Below are 15826 nucleotides of genomic sequence, written 5' to 3' on the forward strand. Positions count from 1 at the left end.
GTCCAGATGCCCGCGTTTCTACAGGTATAGTTAACAGCTGCATGACATAGCTTTAAGCTAAAACTTCACTAGAAAAATTATAACATATTACAACAATTTATTGCTTTTCCCGCTATACCTGTAATCTTAGCCCGAAAAGGTACTAATAACGATTACATCTATGCAAATCAAATTCTTAGGAACGGGGGGCGCTTTTGATGTCGACTATCTGAACTCGGCAGCCATACTGACGGTGCGGGAGAAGTGCATCCTGATTGACTGCGGCTTTACGGTATATCAAACCTTGGTACACAAAAACCTGATTCATCGGGTGGACTATATCTTGCTTACGCACCTACACAACGACCACTGCGGCAGTCTGGCCAACATGTTGCTACATAAACATGTAGTGGACAAGGCTCCAAAGCCAACCATTCTATATTCTACCGAACAGTTTAAGTCGCAGGTATATGAGTTTCTGAAAATACAGGTAAAAAATCCGGACAAGTATGTCGAGTTTATGCCACTGGAGGACTTCGAAGGCATACAGGCAATCGATACGTATGGGCTGCATTCGGAGGGTCTTCAATCTTATGCCTTCATATTTGAGGAGGAGGACAACCGTATTGTGTATTCGGGCGACCTCGGAAAGCCCGATGTCTTGTTTGACAAGTTGAGTCGCATCCCGAAGATGCATACCTGTGTGTATCACGACATCACTTTTAACCCTGAAAATACGGGCCATACATTTTACAAAAAACTGCTCCCTTACATGAATGGCGTGGAGATGTTCGGCTACCACTGTGACCCCACTGAGAATCCGGCTGACAACCCGATCAGACTGGTGTTTTATCAAAAAGACCTGCTGGTGTAAGTCTCACGTATTCCTGTATCCATTTGCACAAAACATGTGTATCACTTTTAGGTTATTGCTGCAACAGCATACTTAATCCTATTGCACATGACGTTTATCATGACTATCCGCTCCGAAGACAAACTGCCATTTCTGCGCAGGCCACTGCACATGGTCTACACAGCCATATTCGTAGCTTTCTGGGCGTATACCGGCATCACTACGCCTGACCTGCTCAACTGGGTGCTCGAAAACTCGCTTACGCTTTCCATGGTCATTATCCTGGCGGCCTTTTATAATATTTTCCGATTTACCGACACCAGCTATACTCTCATTTTCCTGTTTATGCTGCTGCACGTGTATGGCAGCTATTACCAGTACGCCGACAACCCTTTCGGGGAATGGATGAAAGGCCAGTTTAACTTCCAGCGCAACCACTACGACCGGATCGTGCACTTCGGGTTTGGGCTATTGCTCTCTTACCCGCTGTATGAGATTGCAAGGCGCGGCTTCAGGCTGAGCTTGTTTCTGAGTAGCGTGCTCGTGCTGTCGCTTATCATGTCGCTGAGCGCGGTGTATGAGATCGTGGAATGGGTAGTGGCCGACCTCGTGTATGACGGCGATGAACAGGGAATGGCCTACTTAGGTATGCAGGGCGATATCTGGGATGCGCAAAAGGATTTGGCGATGGCCCTGTTTGGGGGAGTAATAGCCATTGGGCTGGCCATCCTGCTACGCAAGCAAGAAAAGCCAGCCCCGGCCAACTATTAGTTCAGTTCTCTTTTCTTCTTGTAAGAGTCCGTCTTTATCTTCGACTCGTCCTCGTCAAACTTGGCTTTGCCTTCCGTCGTCTCAATTTTGAGTTCATCATCCTCCATTTTGATTTTCACGAAGTCGTCTTCGTACTTCACTTCCTCAAACTGCTGGTAGTAGGCTTGGCGGCCTCTCATGTGCTTACTGAACTGCTCCAGACTCATGGTGCGAGCCAAGCGGGCATCTTCGCGCAGGGCATCCTGCACCGTTACCAGCTTGGGTTCTTCTTTTACCTGCTCTACTGGCTGGTTGGCTTCTAAGTCATTTTCTGTGTTTTGGTCCATGCGCTCACAGGCGGTGGTACCAAATGCTATTAGGGCGCTGCAGGCCCCTATGTATAGTATCTTTTTCATAAGTCTATAAAAAAGCCAGCTGTACCCAATAGGCACAGCTGGCTCTCTGTTTATGGTTTTAAATTACAAATCGCCTCGCTCGGCGGCTTTCTTCATTTTCTCGTTGGCGAAAATAGCGATCTCCACACGACGGTTCGCCTGACGGCCAGCAGCAGTTGAGTTATCGGCTACCGGGTGGTCAAAAGCCCAGCCCTGCGTTGTAATACGGTTGCGCGACACGCCCTGCATAGCAGCGTAGTTGGCCACAGACTCAGCACGGCGTTCAGACAGGCGCTGGTTCAAATCACGGCTACCGGTGTTATCGGTATGGCCTTCAATGATCACGTTGGTGTCTTCGTACTTCTTCAGTGTCTCTGCCAGACGCGCAATATCGGACTGTGCATTAGGGCGCAGGTCGGAAGAGTTCACATCGAAAAGGATGCCGGAGTCAAATGTAATTTTGATACCTTCGCCTACACGCTCTACCTTCGCATTTTCGAGGTCACGGCGCAGCTCTTCGGCCTGCTTGTCCATGCGGCGTCCGATCAGGGCACCGGCTGTACCACCCACGGCAGCACCTATAATGGCGCCTGCCGCCGTGTTTCCGGCCACTTTACCAATTACACCGCCTACTACGGCACCTGAGCCGGCACCGATTGCACCGCCCTTAGCAGTACGGCTGGCATTACATGAAGTGAAAAGGAAGCCGAGCACGGCAAACATTAAAAGATAAATTCTAATATGCTTCATAGTTCTAGTTTTTAAAATTTCAGATTATAGTTGTCAGATCAAGTGCTTAATACTTAAAATCAAATAAAATGTTTTATCAGTATATAGTGAGGCAACTCTACTTTGTTACAAAATTGTTTGCTTTGATCCGCTACAATTTATGTGACAGCGTTTTATGTCTGACAAGCTGTATACGCAAATGCGCTAAAGAATATTCAATTTCATCTATAAATATGCTTTTATGTACCGTAAAGCCACTGTGCAGGTGCTTGAGATCGGCATAAGCAAAAGCGCCTGCCGGATGAATCCGACAGGCGCTCTGCACATAGGTTTCTATACCTGATTATTCCTTCAGTTCACCGCTTTCGGCGGCTTTCTTCATTTCATCGCTCGCGATAATAATCACCTCTACACGGCGGTTCTGCTGACGGCCTTCGGCTGTAGTGTTGTCCGCGATCGGCTGATCAAAGGCATAGCCTTTTGCCTGCATACGCGATGCGTCCACGCCACGGGTGCGGGCATAGTTGGCAACCGCCTGCGCACGGCGCTCTGACAGCCCTTGGTTTAATTGGCGGCTACCGGTGTTGTCGGTGTGGCCTTCAATGATGATGTTAGTACCTTGGTACTTTTGCAGTGTCTCAGCCAGTTTATCAATGTCTTTCTTAGCAGAGGCACTCAGTTCAGCAGAGTTCACAGCGAACAGGATACCGGAGTCAAAGTTCACGCGAATGGCTTCACCCACACGCTCTACGTTGGCATTCTCCATGCTCTTCTCAAGCTCTTCGGCCTGCTTGTCCATGCGGCGTCCGATTACGGCACCTGTAGCGCCACCCACGGCAGCGCCTATAATGGCACCCGCAGCAGTGTTACCCATTCTGTTACCGATCACACCACCGATCACAGCACCGGAGCCAGCCCCGATGATACCACCTTTTGTGGTTTTATTCATTCCCTGCTTTTCTTCGCCAGTGGTGCTGGTATCAGTTCTATTGCCTGTAGTGGTTGACGTATCGCCTGTACCAGAAGTGGTCTGACGCGTACCTTGGCAAGATGTGAATAGCATGGTTACGGCTAGCATCGATGTCAACGATAGTTTTACTAGTTTCATAGTCTCGAATAAAAATTTAAAATTGGTTTTTGGTTGTTAGTAAAATAGAAACGCGGAGTAAATGCCCCGCATTTTTGCCTTCGCAATACTAATGCCAAATAAGGGCACAATATTGTGCTCTACCCAAACTATTACTTCTCTCACGGTAAAAAGTTCGTTCGAAAGCAATCAGCAAATATTTTATCTGATGCCAATACCATCAAAAAAGCCTGTCATCTTGGTGTGACAGGCTTTTTTTGATTCATATTGATGCAATTTTTAAGACGACTTTGCTGTCTTACGCGTTTTAATGGCGCTTCCGTTTTCAGGTGAGGGAGCAGCCAGCATACCCAGCAGATCATTCAGTCGCTGCTTCAGTTCCTTACGGTCTACAATGAAGTCTAGGAAGCCGTGCTCCAGCACGAACTCTGCGCTTTGAAATCCTTTCGGCAGGTCTTTACCGATTGTCTCTTTGATTACACGTGGACCGGCAAAACCGATCAAGGCACCCGGCTCGGCAATGTTGAAGTCGCCCAACATGGCGTATGACGCCGTTACACCACCTGTAGTTGGGTCGGTGAGCAATGATATATAAGGCAGTTTCTCTTCGGAAAGAAGCGCTAACTTGGCAGAAGTCTTGGCCATCTGCATCAGCGAGAAGCCTGCCTCCATCATACGGGCACCACCCGATTTTGAGATCATTAGGAATGGCGTGCGCGTTCTGCGGGCATGGTCGATAGCACGGGCGATTTTCTCACCCACCACAGAACCCATAGAGCCGCCAATGTAAGCGAAGTCCATACAGGCGATGGTGATGTCAGAGCCACCTGACTTACCGTAGGCTGTGCGCACCGCGTCTTTCAGACCGGTCTTGCGCTGCGTGGCTGCCGTGCGCTCCGGGTATGGCTTGGAGTCCACAAAGTTGAGCGGGTCGCCGGAGGTCATGTCCGCATCCATTTCCGTAAACTTATTGTCGTCGAACAGGAGGGCAAAATACTCTTTTGAACCGATGCGGTCGTGGTGATTGCATTTCACACATGTGTTCAGGTGCTTGCGATGCTCCGTCATGCTGGTAACCGTCTTGCATTCAGGGCACTTGTACCACAAACCATCCGGAGTTTCTTTTTTCTCCTCTGTCGGCGTGATAATTCCTTTCTCTACTCGTTTAAACCAAGGCATCATATTCGTATCGGTCGTGCTTGCCGCACATTAAATGGTTATTCTGCCAAACTCGTCACATACCAACTCAAGGCAGATTTGGGCACAAATATAGCCTGCTTCGGATTACTCACAAAAGAGTAAAGCCAAAGCAGGCCATAAAATTAGTTAATAATCAGCAGTTCTGCTACAGATTACGCAAGTGTAATATCATTGGCAAGGTATACGTCCTGTATCGCGTTCAGCAATTCCACACCAACTTTCATGTCTTTCTGGAACGCTTTACGGCCCGAAATCAAGCCCATACCGCCTGCACGCTTATTAATTACGGCTGTGCGCACGGCATCCGCTAGATCCGACTCACCTTTAGACTCACCACCAGAATTGATCAGACCGGCACGGCCCATGTAGCAGTTCGCCACTTGGTAGCGGGCCAAGTCGATCGGGTTGTCTGAAGAAAGCTCAGAGTACATTTTCTCATGCGTCTTACCGAAACCGATCGCTTTGAAGCCGCCGTTGTTCTCAGGCAGCTTCTGCTTGATGATGTCAGCCTGAATTGTTACGCCCAAGTGGTTGGCCTGTGCTGTAAGGTCAGCGGCTACGTGGTAGTCCACGCCGTCTTTCTTAAAGGCGTTGTTGCGGGTATAGCACCACAGGATCGTGGCCATACCCAACTGGTGTGCTCTTTCAAACGCCTCTGCCACCTCAATGATTTGGCGGGAAGATTCCTCAGAACCAAAGTAAATGGTGGCACCCACAGCGGTGGCACCCAAGTTCCAAGCCTCATCCACAGAGCCGAACATGATCTGGTCATACTTGTTCGGGTAGGTCATCAATTCATTGTGATTGATTTTTACCACAAACGGAATCTTGTGCGCATACTTTCTGGACATCATAGCGAGGTTACCGAAAGTTGTGGCCACTGCGTTACAGCCACCCTCCATCGCTAGTTTGATGATGTTCTCCGGGTCGAAGTAAATCGGGTTCGGGGCAAAAGACGCACCTGCGGTGTGCTCTATACCTTGGTCAACAGGCAGGATGGACAGATAGCCAGTGCCAGCCAGACGGCCCGCGTTGAAAAGCTGCTGCAGGCTGCGCAATACCTGCGGGCTTCGGTTTGACTGGGAGAAAATACGGTCAACGAAGTCAGGACCCGGGGCGTGAATCAGGTCTTTGGATATTGTTTTACTTTCATACTGAAGCAGGTTTTCTGCCTCAGAACCGAGTAAGGAAACGATGTTATCGTACGACATTTTTTTAAATAGTTTATAAAGGGAAGTATGGAATTGTAGAACAAATATATAATGGAACGCTAAATACTTTGCATATTATGACCATTCATTTGGTAAACACCCCCATTTGCAGGGTAGCCGTTTTTCGTAGCCTGTTGTTAGTTTAATAACATCGCTCAGCCGCATGCAAATACTTATGCCCGACTCAAAAAGTTACCCGAAACCTCCCCTTTATTTACACTCTTCGCTTACTACCTTTCCATCTATAATAACGGCGCATACATGAGAGGTATACTCAAACGGATCTCCGTCGAAAAGCACGACGTCAGCATCCTTTCCTTTCTCAAGCGACCCGATGCGCTGCTCCTGCCCGATGATGCGGGCGGCATTGGTAGTAATAGTAGCCAAACCCTGTTCTACTGTCAGCCCATTGGCTACTGCCACCCCTGCCTCAAACAGGATTACCCGCGCTCTGGGTACGTAAGCTTCAAAGCCACTCTGTATAGCTACCGGTATACCTGCTTTGGTTAAGACAGCCGCCGTCTCAAAGGAGATGTTTTTATTCTCGCCATAAGCACGCGCCATCGTTGGGTGAAGGATTACAGGAACGCCTGCCGCTTTGATCTCATCTGCCACCAAGTGCGCTTCTGAAGCACCGTCTAATATGATGTTGAGATTAAACTCCTTCGCCAGTCGCAAGGCCGTCAGGATATCATTGGCTTTGTTAGCCGTTACCACCGCCTTATACCTGCCACTCAGCACTCCAGCCAAATATTCCGATTTCAGGTTGCGATCGGGCCTCTTGCTCACATCCTTGTTCGACATTTTGCGGGTATACTCCTGCGCCGCCTGCAACTCAGCGCGCAGCATCGCCACGCCCTTGGCCGATGTTTTAGGAGAGTTAAAGTTATCCCCTACGGTCGCGCCAATCGTGAAGGCGATCATTGTGGTGGTATCCAGTAAGGTGTGCTGGGCTATGTTTGACGACGTCTTGATCGTCATGGTCTGTCCGCTTACCAAAGCACCCGGCGCATGGCCTGTGTTGATGGTCGTCACGCCGTGGTCTCGTACCCATTTCACGAGCTCTTCCTGTGGATTGTAGGCGTCCAAGGCCCGCAGTTCAGGCTGCACCGGCACTGTCTTCTCCAGTTGCTGCTGGTCGGCGGGCACGTTGTAGATGCCGGCTAGCCCAACAGAGGTACGGGCATCTACGAAACCGGGCGTAACGACTTTGGCGGTATAGCTCTTGTACCCAACGGGCACTTGCAGGCTATTGGCCGCGCCAACAGCTTCTATCTTGCCATCCTTTATCAGTACAAGTCCGTTTTTGATGGGCGTGCCTGCCATAGTATAAACCGTTTCACCGCGAACGGCAATCTGGGCTTCGGCCTGCTTCAGGCCTAATATGGTACCGGCAAGTATAAGTCCTGCCAGTTTTATATTTCTTTTCATGATGCTGCTCAAAACATTTGACAGGTATAGGTAGAAGGTATAGCTATTCCCCTCTATCCCTATACTTTTAAATTTTAACTTTTAACTAACCTAGTGTGCGTGGTAGTGCACTTCCGAATCGTAGGTGTTGTAGCCGCCCACGGCAAACTTTTTATCATCTGGGTTAGCCAAGTCGAAGCGTTTCAAGCCTTCTACCCACGTCTGCTCTACCCGCGTGTACACGCTGAAAGGCTCCCCTGAGAGCACCACGAAATCGGCGTCTTTGCCTATTTCCAGAGAGCCTAACCTGTCCTGCAGTTCCAGCATTCTGGCGCCCACAATGGTCAGTCCCTCCAGCGCTTTTTCGGTGCTCATACCTGCGCGCACTGCGAAGGCAGCATTCCGGAAGAAAAGCCTTGAGTCCGTGATGCCGTCGTCTGTATGAAAGCCCACGATAGCGCCGGCCTTTTCCAGTGCCGCGCCGTTGCCGTTGCTCAACTCCACGGCCTCCGTCTTGCCTCCCGGCGAATCTAGCGTCAGGATAGAGGCTGGTATACCTGACTTGGCGATTTCATCGGCGGCTTTCCACGCTTCGCTCACGTGGTGCAGCACCATCTTAAAGCCGAATTCCTTTTGCAGTCGAATTGCCGTCAGGATATCATCGTAGCGGTGCGTATGGAAATGCACCACCCTTTTGCCGTCCAGAATCTCCACGAGCGGCTCGAGGTGAGGCTTGCGCTCGGGCATTTTCTTCTCTTTCCCTTTTGCCGCCATTATTTTATTGTTGTAAGCCTGCGCGTCTAGAAACAACTGTCTCGCCATCGCTGCCGACTTGGCTCGCGTCCCCGGGAATGGTGCGGCCTTCATCGGGTTGGTGCCGTTGGCCATTTTCATACCGCCGCAAATCCCACTCTGAACATCATCACAAAATGTGAGGTCACCAATGGTTTTGCCCTCCCGCATTTTTAAGTATACCGTCTGCCCACTCATCAGGTGTCCGGATCCCGGCATCACGTTCACCGTGGTAATGCCTCCCGCCAAGGCCCGCTTAAAGGAATCGCTAATCGGGTTGATGCCGTCGATGATACGCACATCCGGATGCAGTGCCGCCGAGGCGTCGCCGCCCGAGCCTTCGCCCAAGTGTGAGTGCGAATCCACGAGGCCCGGCATCACGACTTTGCCGGTCACATCAAACGTTACAGCGCCTACCGGTATGTTGACTTGACCTGCAGTGCCGATGGCTGTTATTTTTCCGTGCTGCACAACCAGTACGCCGTTCTCAATGGGCGAGCCGGTGATCGGTACTATCCGGGCACCTGTGAACACATGCGGCTGGTCCTGCGCCAAGGCTGGCATGGCACTTACCAGCGAAGCGAGCCCCAGCGTTACCCAAAACTTGGATTTGATCTTCATGAATTGAATTAAGGTATAGGTGAAGCGTAGATTAATCCCTTAACTTAAAGAGTTTGAGCTTCAAAATAAAAGAATTGAATTTAAATATTGCTAAATAGGCTTTGCCAAACCTCCGTTGCCTTTTGCCACATCCTATACCCTCTAAAACCGTTATAAAGAATATACAAAAAGTTATAGCGATGAGAATAACACTTTCTAAGGCTCAGACTAGCATCATGAACTTGGCGGCAATCATGGTGCTGAGCATAGTCCTCTCCGGCTGCGCTTCATCCACACAAATTCTAGGCTCTTGGAAAAGCCCGGAGATAGCCGCTCAAAATTATCAACGCATTGTAGTGGCAGCACTTACGGATAATGTACTGGCCCGGCAAGAGGTGGAGGATGACCTGCAGGCACAGTTGCGGCTTCGCGGCATTGAGGCCACCCGTAGCATCGACCTGTTCCCACCGTCCGCCGCGTCCAAAACTGGGCCCGATGTGAACCTGCTGCTAGATCGCATTAAAGAAAACGGGCATGATGCTATCCTAACAGCCGCTTTGGTGGATGAGCAGACGGAAACCCGCTATGTGCCCGGCAACATGGGTTACCGCCCCATGACACGCTTTGGGTGGTATGGCAACTTTAGGGGTTATTATAATTTCTGGTACCCTACCCTCTACCAGCCGGGCTACTATACCGAGGAAAAGATATACTATCTTGAAACCAATCTGTATGATACGAACTCTGAACAGCTAGTATGGTCAGCCCAATCCAAGTCGTACAGTCCAAGCAGCCTGCGCAGGGCTGCAGCCAAGTTTGCGGAGATAACGGTGCAGAAAATGACAGAAGACAACGTGCTGCCCGCTCAGGCACGACAATAAAAAAAGGCGCTCCAAGGAGCGCCTTTTTGCTTTCTTCAGGTATATCCTACTCGTTGTAAAGCACGTGCAGTACGGTCTGCCCCACTGCTTTCAACGTGTTTTTGCTGATAATGTCCATGGTGTCGGTATGACGGTGGTGATACGGGCCGAAATAGTCATCCGGATCGGCCATGTTATACTCGATGATATCGATCATGCGGATACCGGCGACCGTGTTTACATAGTAGTGGTCATCCGTAATGGCGGGGGCATTGACATACTTGAAGTAGTCTGAATAACCGATCTTGTTGCCGGCGCGCCATACCTTGTCCACGATGTTGCGGGCATACTGCATGGAGGTACCCTCGCGGGCAAACTTGGCATTTTCGGCGCCCACCATGTCAAGCAGAATGCCATACTGCGGTTTGTAGTTAGCCACATGCTTATTCTTACTCCAATACTGAGAACCCAAGCACCAAGTGTCGTTTTGGTAAGGGTACTCGCTTTCGTCAGGCTGCCCGTAGTCCTCGCCGTCAAATAACACGATATCCACACCTATACCCGGCTTCTGCTCCGTCGCCTGAATGACACGCGCTATTTCGAGCAGCACGCCTACTCCACTGCCACCGTCGTTGGCACCATCAATCGGTTTGTTCTGGTTCTCATCGTCTTTATCGGCAAAGGGGCGGGTATCCCAATGGGCCGCCAGCATCACGCGCTTGGTCGCATTCGGATTAATGCTAGCGATGATGTTGCGCAGGTTGAGCATCTTGCCATCGAAGGCCCGCATCTGAAAACTCTGCACCTGTACCTCAGCCCCATAAGAGCGCAACGTCTCGATCAGCCACTCTCCGGTTTTGTAATGTTCTGCCGTGTTAGGCACCCGCGGCCCAAAAGCCACCTGTCGCTCTATAAAATAGTAAGCAGAGTCAGCATTGAACTCAGGCGCCTTCACAGTGGCCTCCTCTTCTTCCACGGCGGTTACAGTTTCGCTGCTACCATTTCGTTCGGATGAATCGCAGCTGTTAAGGCTTAAAGCACTGAGCAGCAGCATGGCCAAAAACTTCATATTATTCTTCATAAGCCCAGTCAATTCCGGTTTTCAGATCCTTGATCACGATGCCTTGTCTTTTCAAGTCAGCACGGATGGCATCCACCTTGTCATAAGCCTTGGTCTCCTTGGCTTCTTTGTAAAACCCGAGCACCAGCTCCAGCATTTCCTCCATGTCGCCGGCTGGTTCCTCTTTCAGCCCCAGCACATCTGTCACCAACTCGGTATAGGTGGTGCGCATATGGTCGAAAGTGCCACGGGTAAGCGAACCCATCTGCAACTGTCCAAGGTATAGGCTGTTAATCTTTTTGAGCAGGTTGAACAATGAGGCAATGGTACGCGCTGTGTTCAGGTCATCATTCATACCCCGGAAACAGTCTTCGGTCAGTTTCAGCAGCTCTTCGTTCAGTTTCTCATCCGGTGTGATTTCGACATCTTCCGGATAGGCCATTTTGTCGAGCACACGCAATCCGTTCATCAGTTTTCTATACCCTTTCTGTGCAGCCTGCAGTGCCTCGTTGCTAAAATCGAGGGTACTGCGGTAGTGTGCCTGCAGAATGAAGAAGCGGATGGTCATCGGGCTGTAAGCTTGCTCCAGCATCTTATGATTGCCGCTGAAAAGCTCGCTCAGGTTGATGAAATTGCCCAGTGATTTGCCCATCTTCTGGCCGTTCACCGTGATCATGTTGTTATGAACCCAGTAGCGGGCCGCATCGCTGTGGCTGTGGCTGGCTTGGCTCTGCGCGATCTCGCACTCGTGGTGCGGGAACATCAGGTCGAGTCCGCCACCGTGTATATCAAAAGTCTCACCGAGGTACTTGCGGCTCATGGCCGAGCACTCGAGGTGCCAGCCCGGGAAGCCGTCGCTCCACGGCGAAGGCCAACGCATGATGTGCTGTGGCGATGCTTTTTTCCAGAGCGCGAAATCCAGCGGCGAACGCTTTTCGCCCTGCCCCTCTGTGTCGCGGGTATTGCTCAACAGGTCCTCGATAATGCGCCCCGACAGTTTGCCGTAGTTGTTGTTTTTGTGGTAGGCCGGCACGTCAAAGTATACCGATCCGTTCACTTCGTAAGCCATGCCGTTCTCGAGTATCTCCTGTATCATCTGGATCTGCTCGATGATGTGACCGGAAGCCCGTGGCTCAATATCCGGAGACTTCACATTAAGTGTGGCCATGTCCTTTTGATAGACATTGGTGTAGTGCTGCACCACCTCCATCGGTTCGAGGTGTTCTAGCTTGGCTCTCTTCTGGATTTTATCTTCTCCTTCGTCAGCGTCGTTCTCCAGATGACCTACGTCTGTGATGTTGCGTACGTAACGCACTTTGTAACCCAAATACTTGAGGTAGCGGTACAGCACGTCAAACGTCACGGCGCTGCGGGCATGGCCTAAGTGCGGCTCACCGTATACTGTCGGACCGCAGACATACATCCCCACAAAGGGAGCATGCAGCGGTTCGAACAATTCTTTTTTGCGCGTAAGCGTGTTATACAGGTTCAGTTTATGTTGCATGGTTTGGCTATGCAAAGAACGCCTAAAAGCGCTCTCCATTTTATACATGATAAATTAATGACGCCTCCGCTGAGGCAAATCAATCTTCAAAGCTAAAAAAATATCCCTTCCCCGGCCTACTCTTCCTCCTTTGACTTGATGATGTAAGTAGCGGATATAGGGAAGTGGTCTGACAGCGGCATCTCATGGTGGGTTCTGAAACTGTGCGCTTCAAGCCCCTCGCTGTAAAACTGATTATCAATACGCAGAAAAGGCAACGGCCCGTTGTAAGTGGCACCAACTCCTGTTCCTGCCTCCTCAAAGGAATTTTTCATCTTGCCCACTAATTGGCTATAGGTATAGCTGAAAGGAATGTCATTAAAATCGCCCGTTAGGATTACCGGGTAGGGAGAGCTTTCCACATGATCGATCAGCTCCTGCACCTGCACCGCTCTTGACTTAAAACCCATGCGCAAACGACGAGCTAAGTTGCGACTCTCCTTCTTGAAGCTCTCCTCGTCCCCAATGGCCGAGTACGTGTTTTCGATATCCTCCGCTTTGATACTCATGGACTGCATGTGCACCGCGTATACCCTAACCGTGTCACCATTCACGTTTAAGTCAACCCAAGCGGCACGGTTAGCGCTGCGTTTCGACGTGTTTGAAAAGTGAATCGTATTCCCACTTACAATCGGATACTTGGAAAATATCACCACACCAACGTCAGATACAATGCGATCACTCCTATAAGTTGAGGAGAAAACATGTCGGTTATACCTTTTCCCGATTCGATTAAAGTTATTGAATTCTGCTGAGTTGACACGGCTGTAAAACTCCTGCAGACAGAACACATCGGCTGGATGCGTAGCTACCCAGTCGACCATTTCTTCCGACACGCGCGGCACGCCTTCCACTATCTTATCGTAGGCGTTAAACACATGCACATTAAAGCTTAGCACCTCCAGTGTTTTGGCTCCCTGCGGCAGTTCCTTTTCCCAGCTAATAGACATGAGCCGACCATAGTGGTTCCAACCCAAACCGATGACGGCGAGCGGTAGAAAAACATACCATGAGCGCTTAAAAAGCCAGTAAATAAAAAAAAGAAAGTTGAGCACCAAGGCACCCGGAAGGGAAAAGGCCATAAAGCCCGCTGGCCAAAACTCATAGGGAGGAACGCGCATGCTTAGCACACCCAGCAGCAGCCAAAGCACCACCAGTATGTTCAGAATCAGCCAGACCCTTCGGCGTATTTTTTTGAATGTACCTGCCACGGTGGCAAACTTACAAATTATGCGTGTAGGATTATCACGCCATCACATAGAATATCTTTCCTGTATGTATTGATTCCGCTCAAAAGCAGAACTTTTGACAACCCCGAGCTTGTTACAGATGCGACACCCCTCCAGTACCCTGCTATTGCTGCGCAAATGCTACTCGAATTCTCCTGAAACTATATATTTACATCGCTCTTAAACACATATTGTTGTTTATATAATGTTTTTATAGTAAATTTGTGACATTATTTCCAGGGAGATGAGGGGACGCGAGGTCCCCTTCTTTATTTTCTTAAATTTGAATATGGCAATAACGGCACAAAGTATTCGCGCAATGGCGGAAGCTAGTCTTCCGGAAAATGACCTGTTCATCGTGGATGTGGCGGTATCTGATTCAGCTGTGCGCCCGAAAATAACGGTGCTGGCTGATGGCGAACAAGGCATCACCATCGATCAATGTGCAAAGATCAGCCGTCGCGTTAATGCAGGCATTGCTGAAATGTATGGCGAGGAAGTGTCTTACGTGCTGGAGGTGAGTTCACCGGGCGTGGATTTCCCGCTTACGCAACCGCAGCAGTTCAAGCGCAATATCGGCCGCAACCTGAAACTGAAAATGCAGGACGGCACCGAAAAGATCGGCAAGCTGGAGGAAGTAACGGAAACAGGTATAAACCTGACAGAGGAAATTAAACAAAAAGGCAAGAAGGCAACGTATGAGCCTGTGCAAATACCTTTCGGGGATATTGTAAAAGCAAATGTTGTAATATCATTTAAATAAAAAGATAATGAACAGTTCAGTTCTAATCGAGTCGTTCGCTGAATTTGCGAAATTCAAGAACATAGACCGCCCGACTATGATGCGCATCCTCGAGGATGTGTTCCGTACCATGATCCGCAAAAAGTGGGGTACCGACGAGAACTTTGACATCATCCTGAACGTGGAGAAAGGTGACCTCGAGATCTGGCGTAACCGCGAAATCGTGGACGACAACTCGGAGGACATCTGGGATCATGATAAGATTGCCTTATCGGAGGCACAGAAAATAGAGCCTGACTTTGAGGTGGGCGAAGAAGTATCGGAGGAAATCCAGTTGGAGGACTTCGGTCGCCGTGCCGTATTGACCGCTCGCCAGACCCTGATCCAGCGCATCAAGGATATGGAGAAGGAACTGCTGTTCCAGAAGTACAAGGACCTTGTGGGCGAGATTATCTCTGGTGAGGTATATCAGGTATGGAACCGTGAGGTGTTATTGCTTGACCAAGAAGAAAACGAACTGCTTATACCGAAAGGAGAGCAGATCCCGAAAGACCGCTACCGCAAAGGCGATGTGGTGCGTGCTGTGGTACAGCGTGTTGAGATCGTAAACGGTAACCCAAAGATCATCCTTTCCCGTACATCTCCAGCGTTCTTGGAGCGTCTGTTTGAGAACGAGGTGCCGGAGATTTACGATGGATTGATTGCGATCAAAAAAATTGTGCGTGAACCCGGCGAGCGTGCCAAAGTAGCCGTAGAATCGTTTGACGACCGTATTGACCCAGTAGGCGCCTGTGTGGGCATGAAAGGTTCTCGTATACACAGCATCGTGCGCGAGCTGGAGAACGAGAACATTGACGTGATTAACTACACCGATAACCTAGAGCTATACATTCAGCGTGCGCTTAGCCCTGCTAAGATCACCAGCATGAAGATAGACAATGAGAATGGCAGAGTATCCGTGTTCCTGAAGCCGGACCAAGTATCGCTTGCGATCGGTAAAGGCGGTCAGAACATTAAACTGGCCAGCAAACTGGTTGACATGGAAATCGACGTATTCCGCGAGTCCGAGGTATACGAAGAAGACATCAGCCTAGAGGAATTCACCGACGAGATCGAAGACTGGGTGATCGCAGAATTGCGCCGCATCGGTCTGGACACAGCCAAGAGCGTGCTGGCGATTTCTAAGGAAGACTTGCTTCGCAGAACAGAACTTGAAGAGGAGACGATTGAAAGCGTTCTCTCTATTCTGCGCGAAGAGTTGGAAGAAGAAGACAATCAATAGTTGTGAGTTGCGCTCCGTTCCTATAATTTTGAAGGAAATTACGGACGGGGCTCTATTCCGTACCTCAGCGAGGAGACTATTACCATATTAAAAGAATAATAAAG

Annotated in this window: 15 protein-coding genes; 5 read left to right on the forward strand and 10 right to left on the reverse strand. The window is 49.8% G+C overall.

Going from position 1 to position 15826, the window contains the following annotated elements; all coding sequences use genetic code 11:
• Positions 1–160: 160 nt before the first annotated feature.
• Positions 161–853 carry an MBL fold metallo-hydrolase gene (locus Q1A04_RS07710; protein WP_299703468.1) on the forward strand — a complete coding sequence of 231 codons (693 nt, stop codon included), beginning with the start codon at positions 161–163 and terminating at the stop codon, positions 851–853.
• Positions 854–940: 87 nt separating this feature from the next.
• The gene (locus tag Q1A04_RS07715; protein ID WP_299703471.1) at positions 941–1603 is read left to right on the forward strand and encodes a DUF2238 domain-containing protein; all 663 of its coding nucleotides are present in this window, start codon (positions 941–943) and stop codon (positions 1601–1603) included.
• Here the strand turns inward: Q1A04_RS07715 and Q1A04_RS07720 are convergent.
• The 7 genes from Q1A04_RS07720 to Q1A04_RS07750 all read right to left on the reverse strand — a co-directional run bounded on the left by Q1A04_RS07720 (position 1600) and on the right by Q1A04_RS07750 (position 9027).
• Positions 1600–1998 (reverse strand): hypothetical protein, encoded by a 399-nt coding sequence (locus Q1A04_RS07720; protein ID WP_299703474.1) that lies wholly within the window; start codon positions 1996–1998, stop codon positions 1600–1602. The genes Q1A04_RS07715 and Q1A04_RS07720 overlap by 4 nt on opposite strands.
• 63 nt (positions 1999–2061) lie before the next feature.
• Positions 2062–2727 carry an OmpA family protein gene (locus tag Q1A04_RS07725; protein WP_299703477.1) on the reverse strand — a complete coding sequence of 222 codons (666 nt, stop codon included), beginning with the start codon at positions 2725–2727 and terminating at the stop codon, positions 2062–2064.
• Between the two features lie 322 nt (positions 2728–3049).
• Positions 3050–3814: an OmpA family protein gene (locus tag Q1A04_RS07730; RefSeq protein WP_299703480.1), complete on the reverse strand. Its 765-nt coding sequence runs from the start codon at positions 3812–3814 to the stop codon at positions 3050–3052.
• Between the two features lie 258 nt (positions 3815–4072).
• On the reverse strand, positions 4073–4972 hold the full coding sequence (accD, locus tag Q1A04_RS07735; protein WP_299703654.1) for an acetyl-CoA carboxylase, carboxyltransferase subunit beta: 900 nt from the start codon (positions 4970–4972) through the stop codon (positions 4073–4075).
• Between the two features lie 173 nt (positions 4973–5145).
• On the reverse strand, positions 5146–6204 hold the full coding sequence (locus Q1A04_RS07740; protein ID WP_299703483.1) for a class I fructose-bisphosphate aldolase: 1059 nt from the start codon (positions 6202–6204) through the stop codon (positions 5146–5148).
• 210 nt (positions 6205–6414) lie between these two features.
• Complete coding sequence (locus tag Q1A04_RS07745; RefSeq protein WP_299703486.1) at positions 6415–7635, reverse strand: amidohydrolase family protein; 1221 nt, start codon at positions 7633–7635, stop codon at positions 6415–6417.
• A gap of 90 nt (positions 7636–7725) precedes the next feature.
• A complete protein-coding gene (locus Q1A04_RS07750) occupies positions 7726–9027 on the reverse strand; it encodes an amidohydrolase family protein (protein WP_299703489.1) in 1302 nt (433 codons plus the stop codon).
• A gap of 179 nt (positions 9028–9206) precedes the next feature.
• On the opposite strand from Q1A04_RS07750, the gene Q1A04_RS07755 reads away from it, so the two are divergent.
• On the forward strand, positions 9207–9887 hold the full coding sequence (locus Q1A04_RS07755) for a hypothetical protein (RefSeq protein ID WP_299703492.1): 681 nt from the start codon (positions 9207–9209) through the stop codon (positions 9885–9887).
• Between the two features lie 46 nt (positions 9888–9933).
• Here Q1A04_RS07755 and Q1A04_RS07760 read toward each other — a convergent pair whose 3' ends face one another.
• From Q1A04_RS07760 to Q1A04_RS07770, 3 genes are all read right to left on the reverse strand, one after another.
• On the reverse strand, positions 9934–10947 hold the full coding sequence (locus Q1A04_RS07760; RefSeq protein WP_299703495.1) for a M28 family peptidase: 1014 nt from the start codon (positions 10945–10947) through the stop codon (positions 9934–9936).
• Complete coding sequence (gene cysS / locus Q1A04_RS07765; protein WP_299703498.1) at positions 10937–12430, reverse strand: cysteine--tRNA ligase; 1494 nt, start codon at positions 12428–12430, stop codon at positions 10937–10939. The genes Q1A04_RS07760 and cysS overlap by 11 nt, the downstream gene beginning before the upstream one ends.
• A gap of 116 nt (positions 12431–12546) precedes the next feature.
• Positions 12547–13680 carry an endonuclease/exonuclease/phosphatase family protein gene (locus Q1A04_RS07770; RefSeq protein WP_299703501.1) on the reverse strand — a complete coding sequence of 378 codons (1134 nt, stop codon included), beginning with the start codon at positions 13678–13680 and terminating at the stop codon, positions 12547–12549.
• A gap of 337 nt (positions 13681–14017) precedes the next feature.
• Here Q1A04_RS07770 and Q1A04_RS07775 point away from each other — a divergent pair, with 337 nt between their 5' ends.
• Positions 14018–14461: a ribosome maturation factor gene (locus Q1A04_RS07775; RefSeq protein WP_299703504.1), complete on the forward strand. Its 444-nt coding sequence runs from the start codon at positions 14018–14020 to the stop codon at positions 14459–14461.
• Positions 14462–14468: 7 nt separating this feature from the next.
• Positions 14469–15722, forward strand: a complete 1254-nt coding sequence (nusA, locus tag Q1A04_RS07780) for a transcription termination factor NusA (RefSeq protein ID WP_299703507.1) — start codon at positions 14469–14471, stop codon at positions 15720–15722.
• The last annotated feature ends 104 nt before the right edge of the window (positions 15723–15826 follow it).

Source organism: uncultured Pontibacter sp. (genome assembly GCF_947499215.1).
GTDB lineage: Bacteria > Bacteroidota > Bacteroidia > Cytophagales > Hymenobacteraceae > Pontibacter.

What these genes read in the sequence shown, in the direction of transcription:
- Q1A04_RS07710 (WP_299703468.1), top strand. Translation starts at nt 161, where the DNA reads ATGCAAATCAAATTCTTAGGAACGGGGGGCGCTTTTGATGTCGACTAT.
- Q1A04_RS07715 (WP_299703471.1), top strand. Translation starts at nt 941, where the DNA reads ATGACGTTTATCATGACTATCCGCTCCGAAGACAAACTGCCATTTCTG.
- Q1A04_RS07720 (WP_299703474.1), bottom strand. Translation starts at nt 1,998, where the DNA reads ATGAAAAAGATACTATACATAGGGGCCTGCAGCGCCCTAATAGCATTT.
- Q1A04_RS07725 (WP_299703477.1), bottom strand. Translation starts at nt 2,727, where the DNA reads ATGAAGCATATTAGAATTTATCTTTTAATGTTTGCCGTGCTCGGCTTC.
- Q1A04_RS07730 (WP_299703480.1), bottom strand. Translation starts at nt 3,814, where the DNA reads ATGAAACTAGTAAAACTATCGTTGACATCGATGCTAGCCGTAACCATG.
- accD (WP_299703654.1), bottom strand. Translation starts at nt 4,972, where the DNA reads ATGCCTTGGTTTAAACGAGTAGAGAAAGGAATTATCACGCCGACAGAG.
- Q1A04_RS07740 (WP_299703483.1), bottom strand. Translation starts at nt 6,204, where the DNA reads ATGTCGTACGATAACATCGTTTCCTTACTCGGTTCTGAGGCAGAAAAC.
- Q1A04_RS07745 (WP_299703486.1), bottom strand. Translation starts at nt 7,635, where the DNA reads ATGAAAAGAAATATAAAACTGGCAGGACTTATACTTGCCGGTACCATA.
- Q1A04_RS07750 (WP_299703489.1), bottom strand. Translation starts at nt 9,027, where the DNA reads ATGAAGATCAAATCCAAGTTTTGGGTAACGCTGGGGCTCGCTTCGCTG.
- Q1A04_RS07755 (WP_299703492.1), top strand. Translation starts at nt 9,207, where the DNA reads ATGAGAATAACACTTTCTAAGGCTCAGACTAGCATCATGAACTTGGCG.
- Q1A04_RS07760 (WP_299703495.1), bottom strand. Translation starts at nt 10,947, where the DNA reads ATGAAGAATAATATGAAGTTTTTGGCCATGCTGCTGCTCAGTGCTTTA.
- cysS (WP_299703498.1), bottom strand. Translation starts at nt 12,430, where the DNA reads ATGCAACATAAACTGAACCTGTATAACACGCTTACGCGCAAAAAAGAA.
- Q1A04_RS07775 (WP_299703504.1), top strand. Translation starts at nt 14,018, where the DNA reads ATGGCGGAAGCTAGTCTTCCGGAAAATGACCTGTTCATCGTGGATGTG.
- nusA (WP_299703507.1), top strand. Translation starts at nt 14,469, where the DNA reads ATGAACAGTTCAGTTCTAATCGAGTCGTTCGCTGAATTTGCGAAATTC.